Raw genomic sequence first — 13,672 nt, 5'->3', positions numbered from 1 at the left:
GTCCGGTCGCCCAGGAGACGCTCCGCTTGCTCCGATCGGCCTCTGCCGAAGGGCTGGGAGCGGCCGAAGGCGATCGGCTTGCACCGACTCCGCTGATCGCTACGCCCGCGAAGCGGAGGGACCGCCCGGCAGAGCCGCTGGTCCACGGTGATGCGAAGAGGAGAAATACCTGATGCTCAGGCACAGCGAGTGACCGGGAGCGATGCCGCAGGCAGACAGCGGGGTCCGGGGACACCGGCTGTGTGCCCGCCGGGATGGTGTGTCAGAGCATGGCGAGCCGGTCCACCAGCAGCTCCGTCCTCCGCTCGGTGTACTCCGGCGGCAGCCGTCCCGCCCGGGTCAGGGTCGCCAGCCCGTGCAGGGCCGCCCAGAACACCTCGGTGAACAGTCCCGGGTGGACGCCGTCCCCGGCGACCTCGCCGAGGCTTTCCAGCAGGGCGGCGAAGGCGTCCTTCAGCGGCTCCGGGGTGTCCTCGTCCGCGAACGCCAGGCCGCCGTCGAGCTCGAACATGGCGTCGTAGACCGCCGGGTTGCGTGCGGCGAAGTCGAGGTAGGCGCGGGCGAGGGCGGTGACCCGGGCGTGCGGGCCGTCCGCGGTGGAGGTCGCGGCCCGCAGAGCCGCTGCCATCTCGGCGGCGCCTTCGAGGGCGACGGCGCCGATGATCTCGCGCTTGCCGCGGAAATGGCTGTAGAGGACGGGCTGGCTGTATTCGATGCGCTCGGCGAGCCGGCGGGTGGTGACCGCGTCCCAGCCCTGCCGCTCGGCGAGTTCACGGGCCGTCGCCACGATGAGGCGCTCGCGGTCCGCCCGTTCGCGCTGCTTGCGTTCCTGTACCGACATAATTCGAATCTAGCACTGCTAGACAAACAAGCGCCAGCAGATCTAGTGTTGCCTCATCATCTAGCAACACTAGATTTCAGGGGGCCGTCATGCTCAACGCACTTGAGGTCATAACCACCGTGGTCGTCGGAGTGATGGTGGGGGTGGAGTTCTCCGTCGCCTTCGTCCTCAACCCGATCCTCAACGCACTCCCCGACGACACTGGCCAGCTCGGCCGCGCCCACGGGGGCCGGATGCTCGGCGCCGTGATGCCGTTCTGGTACATCGGCTCACTCGTCCTCGTCGCGGTCTGGGCCATCGCCGGATGGCACCACCACGGCACCGGCCTCGTCGTCACCGCCGGCGCGCTGCTGCTCTTCAGCGTGATCATGTCGCTCCTGCTGCTCGTCCCGATCAACAACCGGAACAAGACGTGGACCCCCGAGAACCGGCCCGAGGACTGGAAGGAGCAGATGAACCGCTGGGAACGCTTCCACTACGTCCGCGTCGCCGTGATCATCGCCGCCTTCGCCTTGCTGGTCGCCGCCCTCGCCTGAGCTCGCGGGCCGACACCGCGCTGGTGGCGCGCAATCCCCACTCCCTCGGCGGCAGCCGGCCACCGAAATCCCGACATCCGGGAATGCGGCTGCCGCCGAGAGCCCACAACTGCGATCCCGACCAGCCACGTCCTCGATGACCTGCGCGGCTCTCGGCTCTCCGCTCTCGGCTCGAGTTCGGGTGAGGTCTTTGATCCAGATCACCGAGGCCCGCATTGAAGCCCGGCGAGGTAGCTTTCCGGGGTCTTGTCGTAGCGGGTCGCGATGCCCGTCACGCCTTGAGCTTGTTGATCGGGCGCTCGACGGGGCATCCTGCCTTTGCGGCCCTTCCTTTTCCGGTTGGCGGCCTGGTCCCGTTTCTCCGGGATGACGGCCTTGATGCCGCGCCTGCGCAGGTGGGCAGCCTCTCCTCCTCGGTGGAGACACCGGCGTCGCGCCACTGCCGGAAACGGTTGTGGACGGTCGACCAGGCACCGAACTCGGCAGGCATTTCCCGCCACTGCCCGCCCGTCCGAAACCGCCACAGCACCCCCTCGAACTGCTGCCGCAGCCGCACCGGATGCGGGCCGTACTCGCCGATCGGCAGGTACGGCTCGATGAACTCCCACTCCACGTCGGCCAGTTGGGCACGTGTCATGCAAGACGATCTACCGGATCGAAGATCAGCGCGAGGGGAACCGCTCATTGATCACGACCCGATACGCGCCCTAGTTGGCCATCGAGCATTGCACTCGGCCGTTGAGCGCGGAACTGTCCAGCGCAACCGGTGCCGCGTACCGGACGTGGCTGATTAGGCGCCCTCGATGTCGCGACTGGCATCGTCTACTGGCCGGCGCTCGTGCATGTCGCCGCCCGGCTGCGCGCGGTGCTCGGCCGACCGGCCTGGTGCCGACACCGGGAGTGGATCGGAGGCTGGATGTTCATCGCCCTCGGGGTTGGGTGGCCGCCACCGAGTAACGCCCGCTAGGACCGCGTGGCCCTCCCGCACTCGTCCCCAGAGGACTCGCCCTGCCCGACCGGCGCGCTGCGGTCGTACGGGTCGACCTCCGTGCCGGCTTCGTCCACCCGGCGGTCCGTGCCGAAGGGCGGGACGAAGTAGCCCGTGGGGGTGCCGCAGCCGCCGTTGGTCATGTCGTACTTGTACGAGACGATCGAGAACGTGCCCGGCTCGGTGATCACCTTGTCAGGGTCGTCCCAGCTCAGGACCAGCTCGCGCCGGACGATCGTGCGCACGATCTCGTCGTCGCCGCCCGAGTCCGCGCGTGTGACCGGGTAGACGAAGGTGACGTCGGCGGTCACCTGGAGCGCGCCGCGCTCGCCCTCCCGGTAGGTGAGCCGGCCTCGGGTCTTCACGACGTCGCCGACCAGGTGGGTGCGGGAGGGCTGGAAGCGGCTGAAGAGGAGGAGGGGGTCGTTCTTTTCGCTCGGGGTTCGGAAAGCGGTTTTCAGGAGGTCTTGGACGTCCTGCTGGTGCGGGTTGATCAGTGCAATCGCCTTCTTGGGGCGCTCGCCCCGCAGCACCCCGTGGTCCAGGCCGGCCGCGACGAGGAAGTCTCGGCTGCGGGCGAGGGCCCGCTCGACCTCGGCCGCGCTCATCCAGCCGACCGCCCCGGCCTTCGGCACGGTGATCCCCGCCGCTCCGCTCGCCCAGCTCGCCGCCGGCGAGCCGCGGAACGGCTCCTCAGTGGTGGGGCGTTGGGCCGCCTCCGCCGGGGGTACCTGGGTCGGGCGGGCGGTCTCGGCCGCAAGCGACGGGGAGTCGGCGCCGGCGAACAGGTTCAGTGTCCGCCCCGGCGCGAGCGCCGCCACCAGCAGCACCAGCGAGGCCAGCAGCCCGACCACGTACCAGCCCGTGCGCCGCTTGGGCCGCCCGGGCGTGTAGCTGCGCCAGCCCTCCGGGCCGCGGCCGGGCTCCGCGCGCAGCCGCTTCGCCACGTCGCGGGCCCGCGCCGACGGCTCCTTGGGCGCGTCGGCGGCACCCGCCACCGACTCGTGCAGAAACCGCTCCCACTCCTCGTCGGACCTGGACGAGCCGTCCGGCTCCCTACCCGCGCCCATCCCGAACCCCCTGGCAGTCACTAGAGTCGCGGCCCACTCCCCTGGGACGCGTCCGCATAATGACACAGAGCGCTGACATCGAGGCCTCCGGGCGGACGGTGTGGGCGCGCCACCCTTTCTCAACTGGCCAACTGAAGCGCTCAGTCAGACCGACCAGTTGGCCCGGGCTCGCTCGCCTATCCGTGGGGGATCGGATGTTCATGCACGCGACGTCCGGTCAAACGGCGTCGAGTCGGTTACGGCACCGTGGCTGCCCCCGCCAGACCTCGCGGGGGCGGCCACGTCACACTCCGGGGAGCCCGAGGCGGCGGAACCCTTCTTCTGTGACCTGGCCCGCGGCAAGCCGTCCTCAGTACTGGAGTGGCTGAACAGACCGAGGCGGGCGGCGCTGCTCAACCAGATCCGCGACGCCGGCGTGCCGGTCACCCACGACATGCTCGACCAGCTCGCCCCGGCTGAGCGCACCCGCCTGCTCCGCATGATCCTCGTCGCCACTCAGGTGTCCCGAACGCGACGAGCAACTCGCCGCGCTGGAACGCTGGGTCTCCCAGTTCCTCAAGAGCACCACCGATCCTGTCGAGCGTCTGCTCCTGCACGCCTTCGTCACCTGGCTCTACCTGCGCCGACTGCGCCGCAAGCACCACCCCGGCCGCCCTCTGTCGCCTACACCGCGGCCGACGTGCGCTACTGCCTCGCCCAGTCCGCGCAGTTCCTCCGCCGGCTGCGCGAGCGAGGCCCCGCGCTCGCCACCTGCAGCCGGTACGCCATCGACACCTGGCTCCGGCTGGGTCTCGTACGCGCCGCGTGGGTCGCATCCTTCTCGGGATGCATGTCGTAACCCTGGTAGTGGCGTTGTGGCTGTCCAAGCAGTTCCACGCGGCATCCGTCGCTGCCACCCGGCAGCAGCGGTCCTCTCCTCCCGAGACGGACCAGGTCAAGCAACTCCTCGGCCGGGGTGGCCACCGCATCGATCTGGCGTTCCGCTACTTTCCGGAGCGAGCCGACAAGGCCGTCGGTGCCGCTCCCGATGGCCGTCTCAGCGATGTTCTGCGTTACTACCGGGAGTTGGAGCCGTCCCGGCTGGTCATCACCGGCGCCGGCCTCGCCGGTGATGACCAGCCCAGACTCCACACCCTCGCCGCGGGCATCGACCGTGACCGCGACGCCGTGATCGCCGGCCTCACCCTGCCCTGGAACTCAGGCGTGGTCGAGGGACACGTCAACCGGATCAAGATGCTCAAACGCCAGATGTTCGGCCACGCGGGCTTCGCGCTCCTCCGCAAGCGAGTCCTCCTCGCATGACAACCTGGCCGAGCATCACGACCATCCAGTTCTGGCCGTGGATGTCGCGCGAGTCCCAGGACGCGTGCCGAAGCGCAGACGGACGCGGGGAGGGAAACGTATGCGACCGACGTTGGCAACGCGTGAGTGGAGTACACGGCGCAAGGTGACTACCGCTGCGGCGCTGCACATGCTGTGGCTGGGCGTGCTGATCACCGCCCTGATCATCTGGGACCTCTCGCTCTCCGTCCCCGCGGCCATCGCGATATGGGCCGGTCCGGCGCTGGGAGGAGTATTTGGTATCTGGGCCGCCTCGAAGACATCTGTCAGGTGACGATCAGTTACCGCTTCACGAAGTGATCCAGAACCCATTCTCGTGAACATAGCCAACCCGCAGACTGACCGCGTTCGGTGCCGCTTCGGCCGCTGCTCCACCATCATCGAACTGCGTCGGCGTACGGGCGGCCGCGCACGAGGACGACCTTGCGCCTCGCCTACCAGCTGATGGACGCGGCCGGTCTCCAGCGCGGCCGCCTATGGGGCCTCGCCCTCAAGGCCGACGACCTCGTCGACGGCGCCGACGCTGTCGAGCAGATCAGCTTCGACCGGGCTCGCGCGTCCCGGCTCGTGGCCGAAGGCGCCGTCGACCGTATCCGTGACAAGTTCGGCGCCGGCGTCAACGGGCCCGCCGCGGGTTACCGCCGCGAGTCGTGACCCGACCGTCGGACCTGCCGCGGTTCACCGAGCCGTGATCGCGGCGACTATGGCGCTCAGGAGGGCCGGAGCAGTCAGGCCGACCGTGAACGGCTGCGCCAGTTTCGGGTGACGGTGAACGGCGTAGGTGAGGACGCCGGCGATCAGCAGGCCGACCAGAACCAGCAGCAGGATGGTCAGCAGGGCGAGCATGGTCATGACGGGCTGTTCCTTCGTGAGATAGGTGACCGTGTGTCAGAACCCCAGTGGGCAAGCGTGGTTGTCGGGCAGCATCGGATGCGCCCGGGCCCTGCGCCGGCCGGGGTTCGGCACGTCCAGGAGTGGGCCAGGGCTTTGGAGGAACGGCAGCGCATGACGCTGCCGCGCAGCTGGGTGGAGCGGTCCGACGACCAGGTGGTGGAGCTTCGGCAGGAGCTGCTCAATGCCCATGGGGAACGGGACGATCTCACCTTGAGGGCGAACGGGCTCAAGCACGATGTGCACGTCCTGCAAGGGAGTGCTGCCCTCATCGAGGCTCTGATCGCTGAGCAGGTGGCCCACGAGCCGGCGCCCTTCACGCTGCTGACCGTACGGTGGAGCGGCCGCCTGATCGCTGCGTGCGCGCTCACCGGCGTGCTTGGTCTGCTTGCGGCCTTCGTCGGCACCGCGCTGTTCGGCGACAGCGCGGTGTGGCGGATCCGCGGCTGGCAGACCGTCGGCGCGGCGGCCGTGATCGCCGGCTGGCCGCGTTCCCGGGCGCTCAAACGGCTCGGCGCCGACAGGGAGACCATCAGCACCGACCGGATCGCGCCCTTCCTGGCCGTCCTGGCCTTCGCCGTTCCCCTCTACGTGGTCGGCATGGCCCTGCGCAATCAGGGGGACTATGCGGAGAACCGGTCAGAGGTGACCGCGGCGATCAACGACTGCGACGCGCCCTTCGGTTCCAAGACGACGGTCAACTGCTTGTACACCTGGACGATCGAAGGGCGCACCTTTCACGAGCGCCACGAGAGCCTGCGCAGCGACGAAGGCACGAAGACCACCGTGCTGGTCGACCCGTCCGGCCCCTCCACCGTCCTGCCCACCCACCTGAAGCAGTACTTCGCGCTGTACTTCATCGCCGTCATGACGCTCCTCCTCCCGTTCTGGGCGCTCCTGCTCTACCACGGGTCCGAAGAGAAGGTCTTCCGTCAGGTGCATGCAGACCCCGCCATGGCGCGCTGGGCCACCCTGCGGCTGGGCAACAGCAGAGCCAGAGGCAGTCGGCCCCCTGGACGTGCAGACGGTGTTGCATCTCGCCCAGGAGCGTCCCGGGGCTGCCTGGGAGCTTCCGATCGCCGACTAGCAGGCGGAACTGCGCAGGCAGGACCGGCTACGCAGGCTGAGAGGTGGTCCCCGACGGCGGGAACTCGGGCGAGGTGATCAGTAAATTCGCGGCGCTGCGCCAAGTCGAGCAGGAGGCGGCCCAGGAGGTACGCCGTCCGGCGCTGCGGGCGCTGACGGCCGGGCTGCTGTACGGACCGACCCGGCTCGAGGGCGTTCAAGAGTTCGCCGCGCGTACCGGCACCTTGGCCGGCTGAGCACGTCAGTCAGGTCGCCGCCGCCGAGACGCGCCAGCAGGTTGAAGTCAGGCAGGGGACTGGATTCGCGGACCGTCTCAGGACGGGTTCTCCTTCTTCTGATCGCGGCGGGCTTGTTCGAGGCGGTCGCGCAGTTCCGTGGAGAGAGGCCAGGACACGGTCGTGGTGGGCCCGGCCTGGGCCTGCTCGAACCCGTGCCCGGGCAGATGGCTCGGGGACGCGGGGGCCGGCAGGCACGGGGTCAGGCGCTCCAGCAGGGCCGGGAAGGCGCGGCCCTCCTGGCGGTCATAAGGCCGCTCCACACTGTCGGCCTGGGCAGGGGCAAGCCGGATGGTGGCGAGGAAGGCCTCTGCACGGCGCGGGTCGGGCAGCAGGTCTGCTTCCATCCAGCGGGCGCCGTCGAGGAAGCGGCGGTTTGCTGCACGGGCTCATCGACGGGTTCCATTACGATCACTCGTATCACCATAATTAGTACATTTCTCTGCGCGAGGAGATCGCATGCCCGACGAGCACCTCAATCGAGTCGATCCGGAGCGCCTTGAGCTGTCTCGCGCGGTGTCCCAGGTGGTCAAACAGGCAGCCACGATCCTCCAGCAGGAGCTGACCGAAGGCTCGGGCCGCGCCACGACCATGCAGAAGAAGTACGCGGCGACGAAGAAGGTCGACCCCAACGAGTTCCAGCTGTTGAGCAGCCGGGTCCGCAAGGACGTGCACGACCTCATCGCGATGGCCGCCGAGATGTTCTCCGAACTCAAGACCAACGAGGTCCAGTCGCTGGTGTCGCGGATGTCCACCGACGCGCACGACGTGGTCGACACCACGATGAACCTCGTCGAGAACGCGCCCGCGACGGCCAAGACCTTGGCGAATCTGGGCTTCACCACGCCGCCACCCCCGGGCCCCTCGCCGGCCACCGGCGACACGATGGCGTCGGATCCCGCACCGGACCCTGCACCGGATCCCGCACCGGCTTCCGGTGACGAACCACCGCGGCCCAGCGCCTGAGAGGGGCGATCCATGACCGCTGAACCGGGCGTGGGCCTCGGCCCCTCAGCCGTGGAGTCAGTCCTCGCGAGCTACCGCGACCTCACGATCGCGCGACTGCTGTCGGACATTCCGGACTCGACGGAGGACGAGCTGTACAGCCTCGTGCGCGATTACCCCAGCCGATCCGGCAAGGGTCTGCGCCCGGCGCTGTGCCTGGCGGTGTGTCGGGCGCTCGGCGGCGACATCGAGAAGGCGATCGACTCGGCGGTCGCCATCGAGCTCACCCACAACGCGTTCCTCATCCTCGACGACGTGCAGGACGGCAGCGAGATGCGCCGCGGGGCACCGACGCTGCCTGCCGAGTACGGCCTCGGGGTCGCGGTCAACGTCGGCAGCGCGACCAATCTCCTGGCACTGCAGCACTTGATGGCCAACCGGTGGGCACTCGGACCCAACCTCGCGTGGGCGATCCTCCAGGAATCCGCGCTGATGATGCGCCACTCACTGGAGGGACAGGCGATCGAAGTCGGCTGGATCCGGAACAACGCCGGCGACCTGGTCGACGACGACTACTACCGGATGTGCATGAAGAAGTCGTCCTGGTACACGTGTATCCACCCTTGTCGCGTCGGCGCCCTCGTGGCGGAGGGCAAGCACAAGGCGACGGTCCGTTTCGACCGCTACGGCTGCTACCTCGGTGCCGCGTTCCAGATCCAGGACGACCTGCTCAACCTGACCGGCCACTACTCGCGGTACGGCAAGGAAATCTCCGGGGATCTCTGGGAGGGCAAGCGCACGCTCGTCCTCATCGAATACATGCGCCGCTGTACCGCCGCGCAGCGGGCGCGGATGGAGCGCTTCCTGGGCAGGACTCGTGCGGCCCGCACCGAGGACGAGGTGCAGTCGGTGCGCGACGAACTGCTCGCGTCGGGCTGCGTCGAGACCGTACGGGCGAGGGCGAGGGCCCTCGCCGACGAGGCTCACAGGGAGGCGCTCGAGGCGTTCGACGACAATCCCGACTCCGAGGACAAGCAATTCCTGCTCGACCTGCCGTTCTACATGGTGGAGCGGGACAGCTGAACAGCGATCCCGCCCCGGGGTTTCAGTCCTCGTGTCCGGCCGGGGGCAGCTGGCTGCCGGCCCGGCAGCCGGTGAAGGACGCGTTGGGGCAGAAGGCGTCGAAGCCCATGCCGTAGCGGGCGAAGGATCCCCAGGCCGCCTTGCGGACCTCGGGGTACTCGGCCTCGGTGAACGCCCTGCTCTTGAGGTCCTTCAGGGCCCGCAGGACCGCGCCACGGGCGGTGAGGAACGACGGGTTCTTCGGGGTGAGTTTCAGCCCGTCGACCACGGCCTGCCAGGCGACCCGGTAGCCGCGCTCCTTGCTGCCGAGTTCCGCGCTGATCCGGCGGGTCATCTCCATGAGCGAGGCGCACCAGATCTCGCCGACGTTGTGGATCCTCGTGTAGTCGAGCCCGCCCGTGATCTGCCCGATGTCCCCGAAGCCACCGGGGTAGCGGTCGTCGTACGGCCGCTGGCGGATACCGCCCGGGTCATCGACGACCCAGTCACCGACGACGGTGTGCTCCCGTTCCTGGGAGAAGTTGGGAATGGTGAGCGCGAAGTAGTCCGACCATCCCTCGCCCATCGCCCGGGACTGCTCCTCGCGCAGGCCGTTGGCATCGTGCAGGCCGCCGACGAGCCGGTTGCTCACACCATGCATGAACTCGTGGAAGACGACGTGTGCGTCGTTGGCCGTGTGCCGTCCGGTTCCGGCGACCAGACCCATGTTCATCTCCGCCGCCAGACCTTCGGCGCGCGTGAGCATGTTGGCCGTGTCGAAGACCGGCCCGGGATGCGCGAGGGCGACGACCGGGTCGGCGCCTTGGCCCAGGCCCGAGAAATTGACGGTCTGGAAGTTGCCGTGCTCCTCCGTGAAGTCGAGCATCACGAAGAAGTTGTGCATGTAGTTGCAGAAGAAGAAGATGTTGGTGACGAGCTGCTCCGGCGTGTCCGGGTTCGGGGCGAACACCCCGTTGCCCGACGTGTCGACGCCGACCTTGAAGCTTTCACCGGTGTCCCCGTCGACGGCCTGCACATTGTTCCCGGCGGTCGCCACCTGCCCGTTGTGCCGCTTGGCCCATGGCCCGGGGAACCCGGGCAACGGGTCGGGCGGCGGTTCGACCGGATAGTCGGTCAGCGGCAGCGGGAAGGAAGCCAGGGCGTACCCGGTCTCGGCCGGGTTCTGCCGGAACACCAGTCCTCCGACGACATGGTTCGTCAGGTCCTGGAGGTAGAGGACCTGGGGGGCGGCCTTGTCCGGCGTTCTCGCGTCGGCCTCCACGAGCGCGTGGTACTGCACGGCTCCCTTCTCGCGCGAGAACCTGAACGACCAGGCGAGACGGACGGCGTCCCCCATGTAGAAATACACGAGCCGAGCGGGGATCGCCTCGTCGAAGGCGCCTTTGTCGAACGTCATCGGCTGGTCGTTGCGTGCCTGGGAGCTCAGCCGGCGGAAGCCGCCCGAGACGTCCATGGCCGGCAGCTCGTCGGTGCCGAAGAGGCCGTCTGTCGTGACGGGTTCGGCGGCCTTCGCGGCGCCTGCGGCCAGGGCTGTCTCGACCGGCACCACCGGCATCGTGGGGACGTTGCCCGGCACGCTCGCCGTGTCGCCGACGACCCTGTCCACCGTGCCGTCCTCGCGCAGCCACACCTTGGGAGCCATGCCCCACACATCGATGCCGTTGAGCGTCTGTTGGAGGCTGACCACGCGCATGCCGCCACTCGTTGCCATCACCTTCGGATCGGCCTCGAACTCGGCGGGTTCTCCGGCGGCGAAGCCGATCGCCCCGGAGACCGAGGCGAGGTACTCCTTGGCCCGGACGATGTAGTCGCCGTCGGCGGCTTCGGCGCCTGTCCGGTCGGCGAGGCCGGCCGATGCGCCCTCCACGCGTAGCTCGGTCAGGTGCCCGGTGAAGCGGTTCACCTTGCTGCCCTCGGCGATGAGGGTGTGGTGCACCGACTCCGCCACGCGATCGGTCTCGGCGAGGAACGCCTCGGCGCCCGGGACTCGGGCGAGCCGGTCGTACTCCAGATCCCGCTTGTCGATCAGCTGTGTCATGACGGATGCTCCTGTCGCGGGCGCGAGGCCCGGCTTTCGGCTGTCCTACGAGTCACAGTCCCGCGAGGGTGAGGGCGGTCGCCGTGACGGAGCGGGCGACCGTGGCCGCGAACTCCGGGCTGTGATCCTGGTCGACGAGGGTGTCTCCCGGGGTGTGGTACTGCCGGGTGCCCGTGCCGGGCCCGCCGTCGGGAGCGAAGATGTCCTCGGAGACGGCGATGGCCGCCCACCCCCGCTCGTGGAAGCTCGCGTGGTCGCTGCGCCCGATCGCCGGGTCAAAGGGACCCGTGAGCTGCTGGACCGTCACCGCGGGGTCGATGGCGGGGACGGTGTCCGCGACGAGAGCGCCCAGCGTGTCGGAAGCGCCGACGACCGGACCCGGAACCGAGGAACCGGCGTGGATCTCGACGGTGGGTGTGCTGCCCTGCTGACGGCCCGCGATCATGTCCATCTGGAAGACACCGGCGATGCGGTCGTCCGCCGCGGCGGCGGCCCGGGCGTAGAACTTGCTGCCGACCAGGCCCTGTTCCTCGGCGTTGAAGAGCACGAAGCGGACGTTCCGGGTCGGTGTCCTGCCCTCCGCGAGCAAGCGGTGCAGGCACTCGGCCGCGGCCAGGACGGCGGCGGTTCCGCTGCCGTCGTCGTCGGCGCCCGGTGCGGGGTCCACGGCGGGGTCGTAGGGGCGCGGGTCGCCGTTCGCGTCGACGAATTCACCGCTGGAGGCAGTGGAGTCCAGGTGCGCGGTGATGAGCACCGTGGAGTCCGCCCCGGGTAGACGGTGTTCGGCCTCCACGTTGCACAACCGGCGTCCGCGCCACCGGAACCGGTGCAGTCGTACTGTCAGGCCGAGGTCCTGGAAGCGGTCCGCGAGCGCCTCGACGACCCGGGGGTTGTCGGCGGCGGACGCGTCACGGCTGCGCACCAGCAGTGCCTCGCCGTCTGCGAGCGGCTCGACACCGGAGATGCGTGCGACATGGCCGCGCAGTACCTCGGGGGTCACGGCCGCCCGTACCGCCGCGATCGTCTCCGGGGAGGGGCGGCCGTCACCGGCTGCCGACGCGGGTGGGCCCGGCTCCGCCAGGCCTTCCGCAGGACCGGCGGCGAGTCCTTGCGCCCACGCCTCGCCGGGGCGGGAGAGGAGCGCCGGGTCCGGAAGCAGGCGCTCGGTGTGGCCGGGCTTCGCGCCCGGCAGGTGGACGTCCTCGATCGGGGCGCCGGCGGGTGCGGCGAGGTAGACACCGCCCGGCGCGGGGCCCAGCGGGAGGAGCGGCGGGGCCGTGGGGCCGGCGAGTTCGGCGGCGATGACGCCGAAAGTGGATGTGGCGCGTGTCGTCGCCCTGTCCGGGGCGTCCGCGAAGCCCTGAGCGGGAGTGAGGGGGCGGTCGTCGCGGATCAGGAAGGCGGCCGTGTCGTCCACCGGCCCCCGCAGGTCGACCGTGAACCCGGCCTGTTCTAGTGCCGCGGCGCCGCGCATGCTCGCCATGGCCAGCACGAGCCGGGCGGAGGCGATGTGCACGGGAACGACTTCGGTCTGGTTCGCGACCGCCTCCAGGGCGGACAGGCCCCGGTTCTCGGGCAGTTCGATCCGCGCCCAGAGGACGGGACGGTTCTCCAGGGCGGCGCCGGTGAACACGGGGTGGGCCGCCGTACGCAGCCCGGCTTGTTTGGCGAACGCGCGCTCCTGGTGGTCCTCGCCCACGAAGACGCACTCGCCGGCTGCGGAGGCCGGGATCCCGTCGCCCGCCGTGCCGGCGACCGCCTCGTCGAAGATCTCCCGGCTGTTCTTGGGGCCCCAATGGATGAGCGCGGCGTCCGTGAAACGGCCGGGGAACGCCTCCCGCAAGGCCGACGCGGCCCGCTCCGCGGCGCCTTCACCCGAGCCCGGGTTGGAGATGACGCCCTTGCGTACGTCGGGGAAGGCGTCGAGCACGGCGAGGACACGTGGTCGGGGCAGCAACGTCAGCGAACCGTCCGCTTCCTCCCGGGCATCCGCCAGGGTCGCTCCTATGTCGAAGAAGAGCACGGACATTTCAGTGCCTCCACGAAGTGAACCGGTCCGGAATCGGCATGTGACCGAGCGAATGTCCAGGCGGCGACAGCCGTTCGAGAGCCAGGGGATGTGAGAGCGGGTGGCGCGGCACGGAAGGAAAACCGTGAACGGCCTCGCGGCGGCCGCCCACTGCCACACACTCCACTCCGGGAATGGGCTGGCCGACCACTCCATCGTCCGCCTTCGGTTGCGCGCTCGCATCCCGTGGATGTAGGCGGATGTAGGCGAATGCCGTTCAGCGTTGGACAGTTGAAGGAGCTACGGAGCGCGAGCGACCTCGAAGTACGCTACGCGTGAGCCGACCCTCGAGTGCAGGCAGACACTTGGGTGTGGACCGTTTCGGGGGAGGGTCCTGATCAGGCGCCGAAGGTGGATTCATCCAGGTCAGGGGCCAGATAGACCCGTGCGTGCTCGCGGGCGAGGTGGAAGCGCCAGTAGGTCTCGAAGTCGCCGTTGCTCATGACGGCACGGAGCTTGAGGACAGCCTCGGCTCCGACGAGCCCCCGACGAGCGCCGGAGATGTCCAGC

At 69.4% G+C, this 13,672-nt stretch carries 15 protein-coding genes and 2 pseudogenes; 9 read left to right on the top strand and 8 right to left on the bottom strand.

Annotated elements, in window-relative coordinates; translation table 11 throughout:
- Positions 1-262: 262 nt before the first annotated feature.
- The gene (locus tag I8N67_RS39240; RefSeq protein WP_200309078.1) at positions 263-841 is read right to left on the bottom strand and encodes a TetR/AcrR family transcriptional regulator; all 579 of its coding nucleotides are present in this window, start codon (positions 839-841) and stop codon (positions 263-265) included.
- Positions 842-930: 89 nt separating this feature from the next.
- On the opposite strand from I8N67_RS39240, the gene I8N67_RS39235 reads away from it, so the two are divergent.
- A complete protein-coding gene (locus I8N67_RS39235; protein WP_200309077.1) occupies positions 931-1,377 on the top strand; it encodes an anthrone oxygenase family protein in 447 nt (148 codons plus the stop codon).
- 174 nt (positions 1,378-1,551) lie between these two features.
- Here the strand turns inward: I8N67_RS39235 and I8N67_RS39230 are convergent.
- Positions 1,552-2,014: pseudogene (locus I8N67_RS39230) on the bottom strand (transposase); the annotation flags it as partial.
- A 326-nt stretch (positions 2,015-2,340) separates the two neighbouring features.
- A complete protein-coding gene (locus tag I8N67_RS39225; protein ID WP_200309076.1) occupies positions 2,341-3,435 on the bottom strand; it encodes a hypothetical protein in 1,095 nt (364 codons plus the stop codon).
- Between the two features lie 679 nt (positions 3,436-4,114).
- Between I8N67_RS39225 and I8N67_RS39220 the strand changes: the two genes are divergently transcribed.
- The 4 genes from I8N67_RS39220 to I8N67_RS39205 all read left to right on the top strand — a co-directional run bounded on the left by I8N67_RS39220 (position 4,115) and on the right by I8N67_RS39205 (position 5,430).
- Positions 4,115-4,273, top strand: a complete 159-nt coding sequence (locus tag I8N67_RS39220) for a hypothetical protein (RefSeq protein WP_200309075.1) — start codon at positions 4,115-4,117, stop codon at positions 4,271-4,273.
- Positions 4,261-4,737 carry a hypothetical protein gene (locus tag I8N67_RS44805; protein WP_372443902.1) on the top strand — a complete coding sequence of 159 codons (477 nt, stop codon included), beginning with the start codon at positions 4,261-4,263 and terminating at the stop codon, positions 4,735-4,737. Before I8N67_RS39220 ends, I8N67_RS44805 begins: the two co-directional genes overlap by 13 nt.
- Positions 4,738-4,837: 100 nt before the next feature.
- The gene (locus tag I8N67_RS39210) at positions 4,838-5,050 is read left to right on the top strand and encodes a hypothetical protein (protein ID WP_200309074.1); all 213 of its coding nucleotides are present in this window, start codon (positions 4,838-4,840) and stop codon (positions 5,048-5,050) included.
- A 149-nt stretch (positions 5,051-5,199) separates the two neighbouring features.
- On the top strand, positions 5,200-5,430 hold the full coding sequence (locus tag I8N67_RS39205; protein WP_200309073.1) for a hypothetical protein: 231 nt from the start codon (positions 5,200-5,202) through the stop codon (positions 5,428-5,430).
- Positions 5,431-5,454: 24 nt separating this feature from the next.
- On the opposite strand, the gene I8N67_RS39200 is transcribed toward I8N67_RS39205, so the two are convergent.
- Entirely contained in the window at positions 5,455-5,628 is a 174-nt protein-coding gene (locus I8N67_RS39200) for a hypothetical protein (RefSeq protein ID WP_200309072.1), read from the bottom strand.
- Positions 5,629-5,781: 153 nt separating this feature from the next.
- On the opposite strand from I8N67_RS39200, the gene I8N67_RS39195 reads away from it, so the two are divergent.
- Together I8N67_RS39195 and I8N67_RS39190 are read left to right on the top strand one after the other, a co-directional pair.
- A complete protein-coding gene (locus I8N67_RS39195; RefSeq protein WP_200309071.1) occupies positions 5,782-6,831 on the top strand; it encodes a hypothetical protein in 1,050 nt (349 codons plus the stop codon).
- Positions 6,828-6,989, top strand: a complete 162-nt coding sequence (locus I8N67_RS39190; protein WP_234046996.1) for a hypothetical protein — start codon at positions 6,828-6,830, stop codon at positions 6,987-6,989. Before I8N67_RS39195 ends, I8N67_RS39190 begins: the two co-directional genes overlap by 4 nt.
- Positions 6,990-7,066: 77 nt before the next feature.
- Here the strand turns inward: I8N67_RS39190 and I8N67_RS39185 are convergent, their stop codons facing one another.
- Positions 7,067-7,375, bottom strand: coding sequence for a hypothetical protein (locus tag I8N67_RS39185; RefSeq protein WP_200309070.1), 309 nt, complete (start codon positions 7,373-7,375; stop codon positions 7,067-7,069).
- 112 nt (positions 7,376-7,487) lie between these two features.
- On the opposite strand from I8N67_RS39185, the gene I8N67_RS39180 reads away from it, so the two are divergent.
- Together I8N67_RS39180 and I8N67_RS39175 are read left to right on the top strand one after the other, a co-directional pair.
- Positions 7,488-7,994, top strand: a complete 507-nt coding sequence (locus I8N67_RS39180; protein ID WP_200309069.1) for a hypothetical protein — start codon at positions 7,488-7,490, stop codon at positions 7,992-7,994.
- 12 nt (positions 7,995-8,006) lie between these two features.
- Complete coding sequence (locus I8N67_RS39175; RefSeq protein ID WP_200309068.1) at positions 8,007-9,056, top strand: polyprenyl synthetase family protein; 1,050 nt, start codon at positions 8,007-8,009, stop codon at positions 9,054-9,056.
- A 22-nt stretch (positions 9,057-9,078) separates the two neighbouring features.
- Here I8N67_RS39175 and I8N67_RS39170 read toward each other — a convergent pair whose 3' ends face one another.
- The 3 genes and pseudogenes from I8N67_RS39170 to I8N67_RS39160 all read right to left on the bottom strand — a co-directional run.
- Positions 9,079-11,094: a M36 family metallopeptidase gene (locus tag I8N67_RS39170; protein WP_200309067.1), complete on the bottom strand. Its 2,016-nt coding sequence runs from the start codon at positions 11,092-11,094 to the stop codon at positions 9,079-9,081.
- 52 nt (positions 11,095-11,146) lie between these two features.
- Positions 11,147-13,123 carry a M20/M25/M40 family metallo-hydrolase gene (locus I8N67_RS39165; protein WP_200309066.1) on the bottom strand — a complete coding sequence of 659 codons (1,977 nt, stop codon included), beginning with the start codon at positions 13,121-13,123 and terminating at the stop codon, positions 11,147-11,149.
- Positions 13,124-13,500: 377 nt separating this feature from the next.
- Positions 13,501-13,672 (bottom strand): annotated as a pseudogene (locus I8N67_RS39160) (ISKra4-like element ISBeg3 family transposase); the annotation flags it as partial.

This window comes from Streptomyces adelaidensis (assembly GCF_016598475.1).
In the GTDB taxonomy this organism is placed as follows: domain Bacteria; phylum Actinomycetota; class Actinomycetes; order Streptomycetales; family Streptomycetaceae; genus Streptomyces; species Streptomyces adelaidensis.
Note: the sequence above shows the minus strand (reverse complement) of the source record. Positions and strands in the feature narration are given on the sequence as shown.

Coding starts and splice junctions, on each gene's coding strand:
- I8N67_RS39240 (WP_200309078.1), bottom strand. CDS start 841: ATGTCGGTACAGGAACGCAAGCAGCGCGAACGGGCGGACCGCGAGCGC.
- I8N67_RS39235 (WP_200309077.1), top strand. CDS start 931: ATGCTCAACGCACTTGAGGTCATAACCACCGTGGTCGTCGGAGTGATG.
- I8N67_RS39225 (WP_200309076.1), bottom strand. CDS start 3,435: ATGGGCGCGGGTAGGGAGCCGGACGGCTCGTCCAGGTCCGACGAGGAG.
- I8N67_RS44805 (WP_372443902.1), top strand. CDS start 4,261: ATGCATGTCGTAACCCTGGTAGTGGCGTTGTGGCTGTCCAAGCAGTTC.
- I8N67_RS39210 (WP_200309074.1), top strand. CDS start 4,838: ATGCGACCGACGTTGGCAACGCGTGAGTGGAGTACACGGCGCAAGGTG.
- I8N67_RS39200 (WP_200309072.1), bottom strand. CDS start 5,628: ATGACCATGCTCGCCCTGCTGACCATCCTGCTGCTGGTTCTGGTCGGC.
- I8N67_RS39195 (WP_200309071.1), top strand. CDS start 5,782: ATGACGCTGCCGCGCAGCTGGGTGGAGCGGTCCGACGACCAGGTGGTG.
- I8N67_RS39185 (WP_200309070.1), bottom strand. CDS start 7,375: ATGGAAGCAGACCTGCTGCCCGACCCGCGCCGTGCAGAGGCCTTCCTC.
- I8N67_RS39180 (WP_200309069.1), top strand. CDS start 7,488: ATGCCCGACGAGCACCTCAATCGAGTCGATCCGGAGCGCCTTGAGCTG.
- I8N67_RS39175 (WP_200309068.1), top strand. CDS start 8,007: ATGACCGCTGAACCGGGCGTGGGCCTCGGCCCCTCAGCCGTGGAGTCA.
- I8N67_RS39170 (WP_200309067.1), bottom strand. CDS start 11,094: ATGACACAGCTGATCGACAAGCGGGATCTGGAGTACGACCGGCTCGCC.
- I8N67_RS39165 (WP_200309066.1), bottom strand. CDS start 13,123: ATGTCCGTGCTCTTCTTCGACATAGGAGCGACCCTGGCGGATGCCCGG.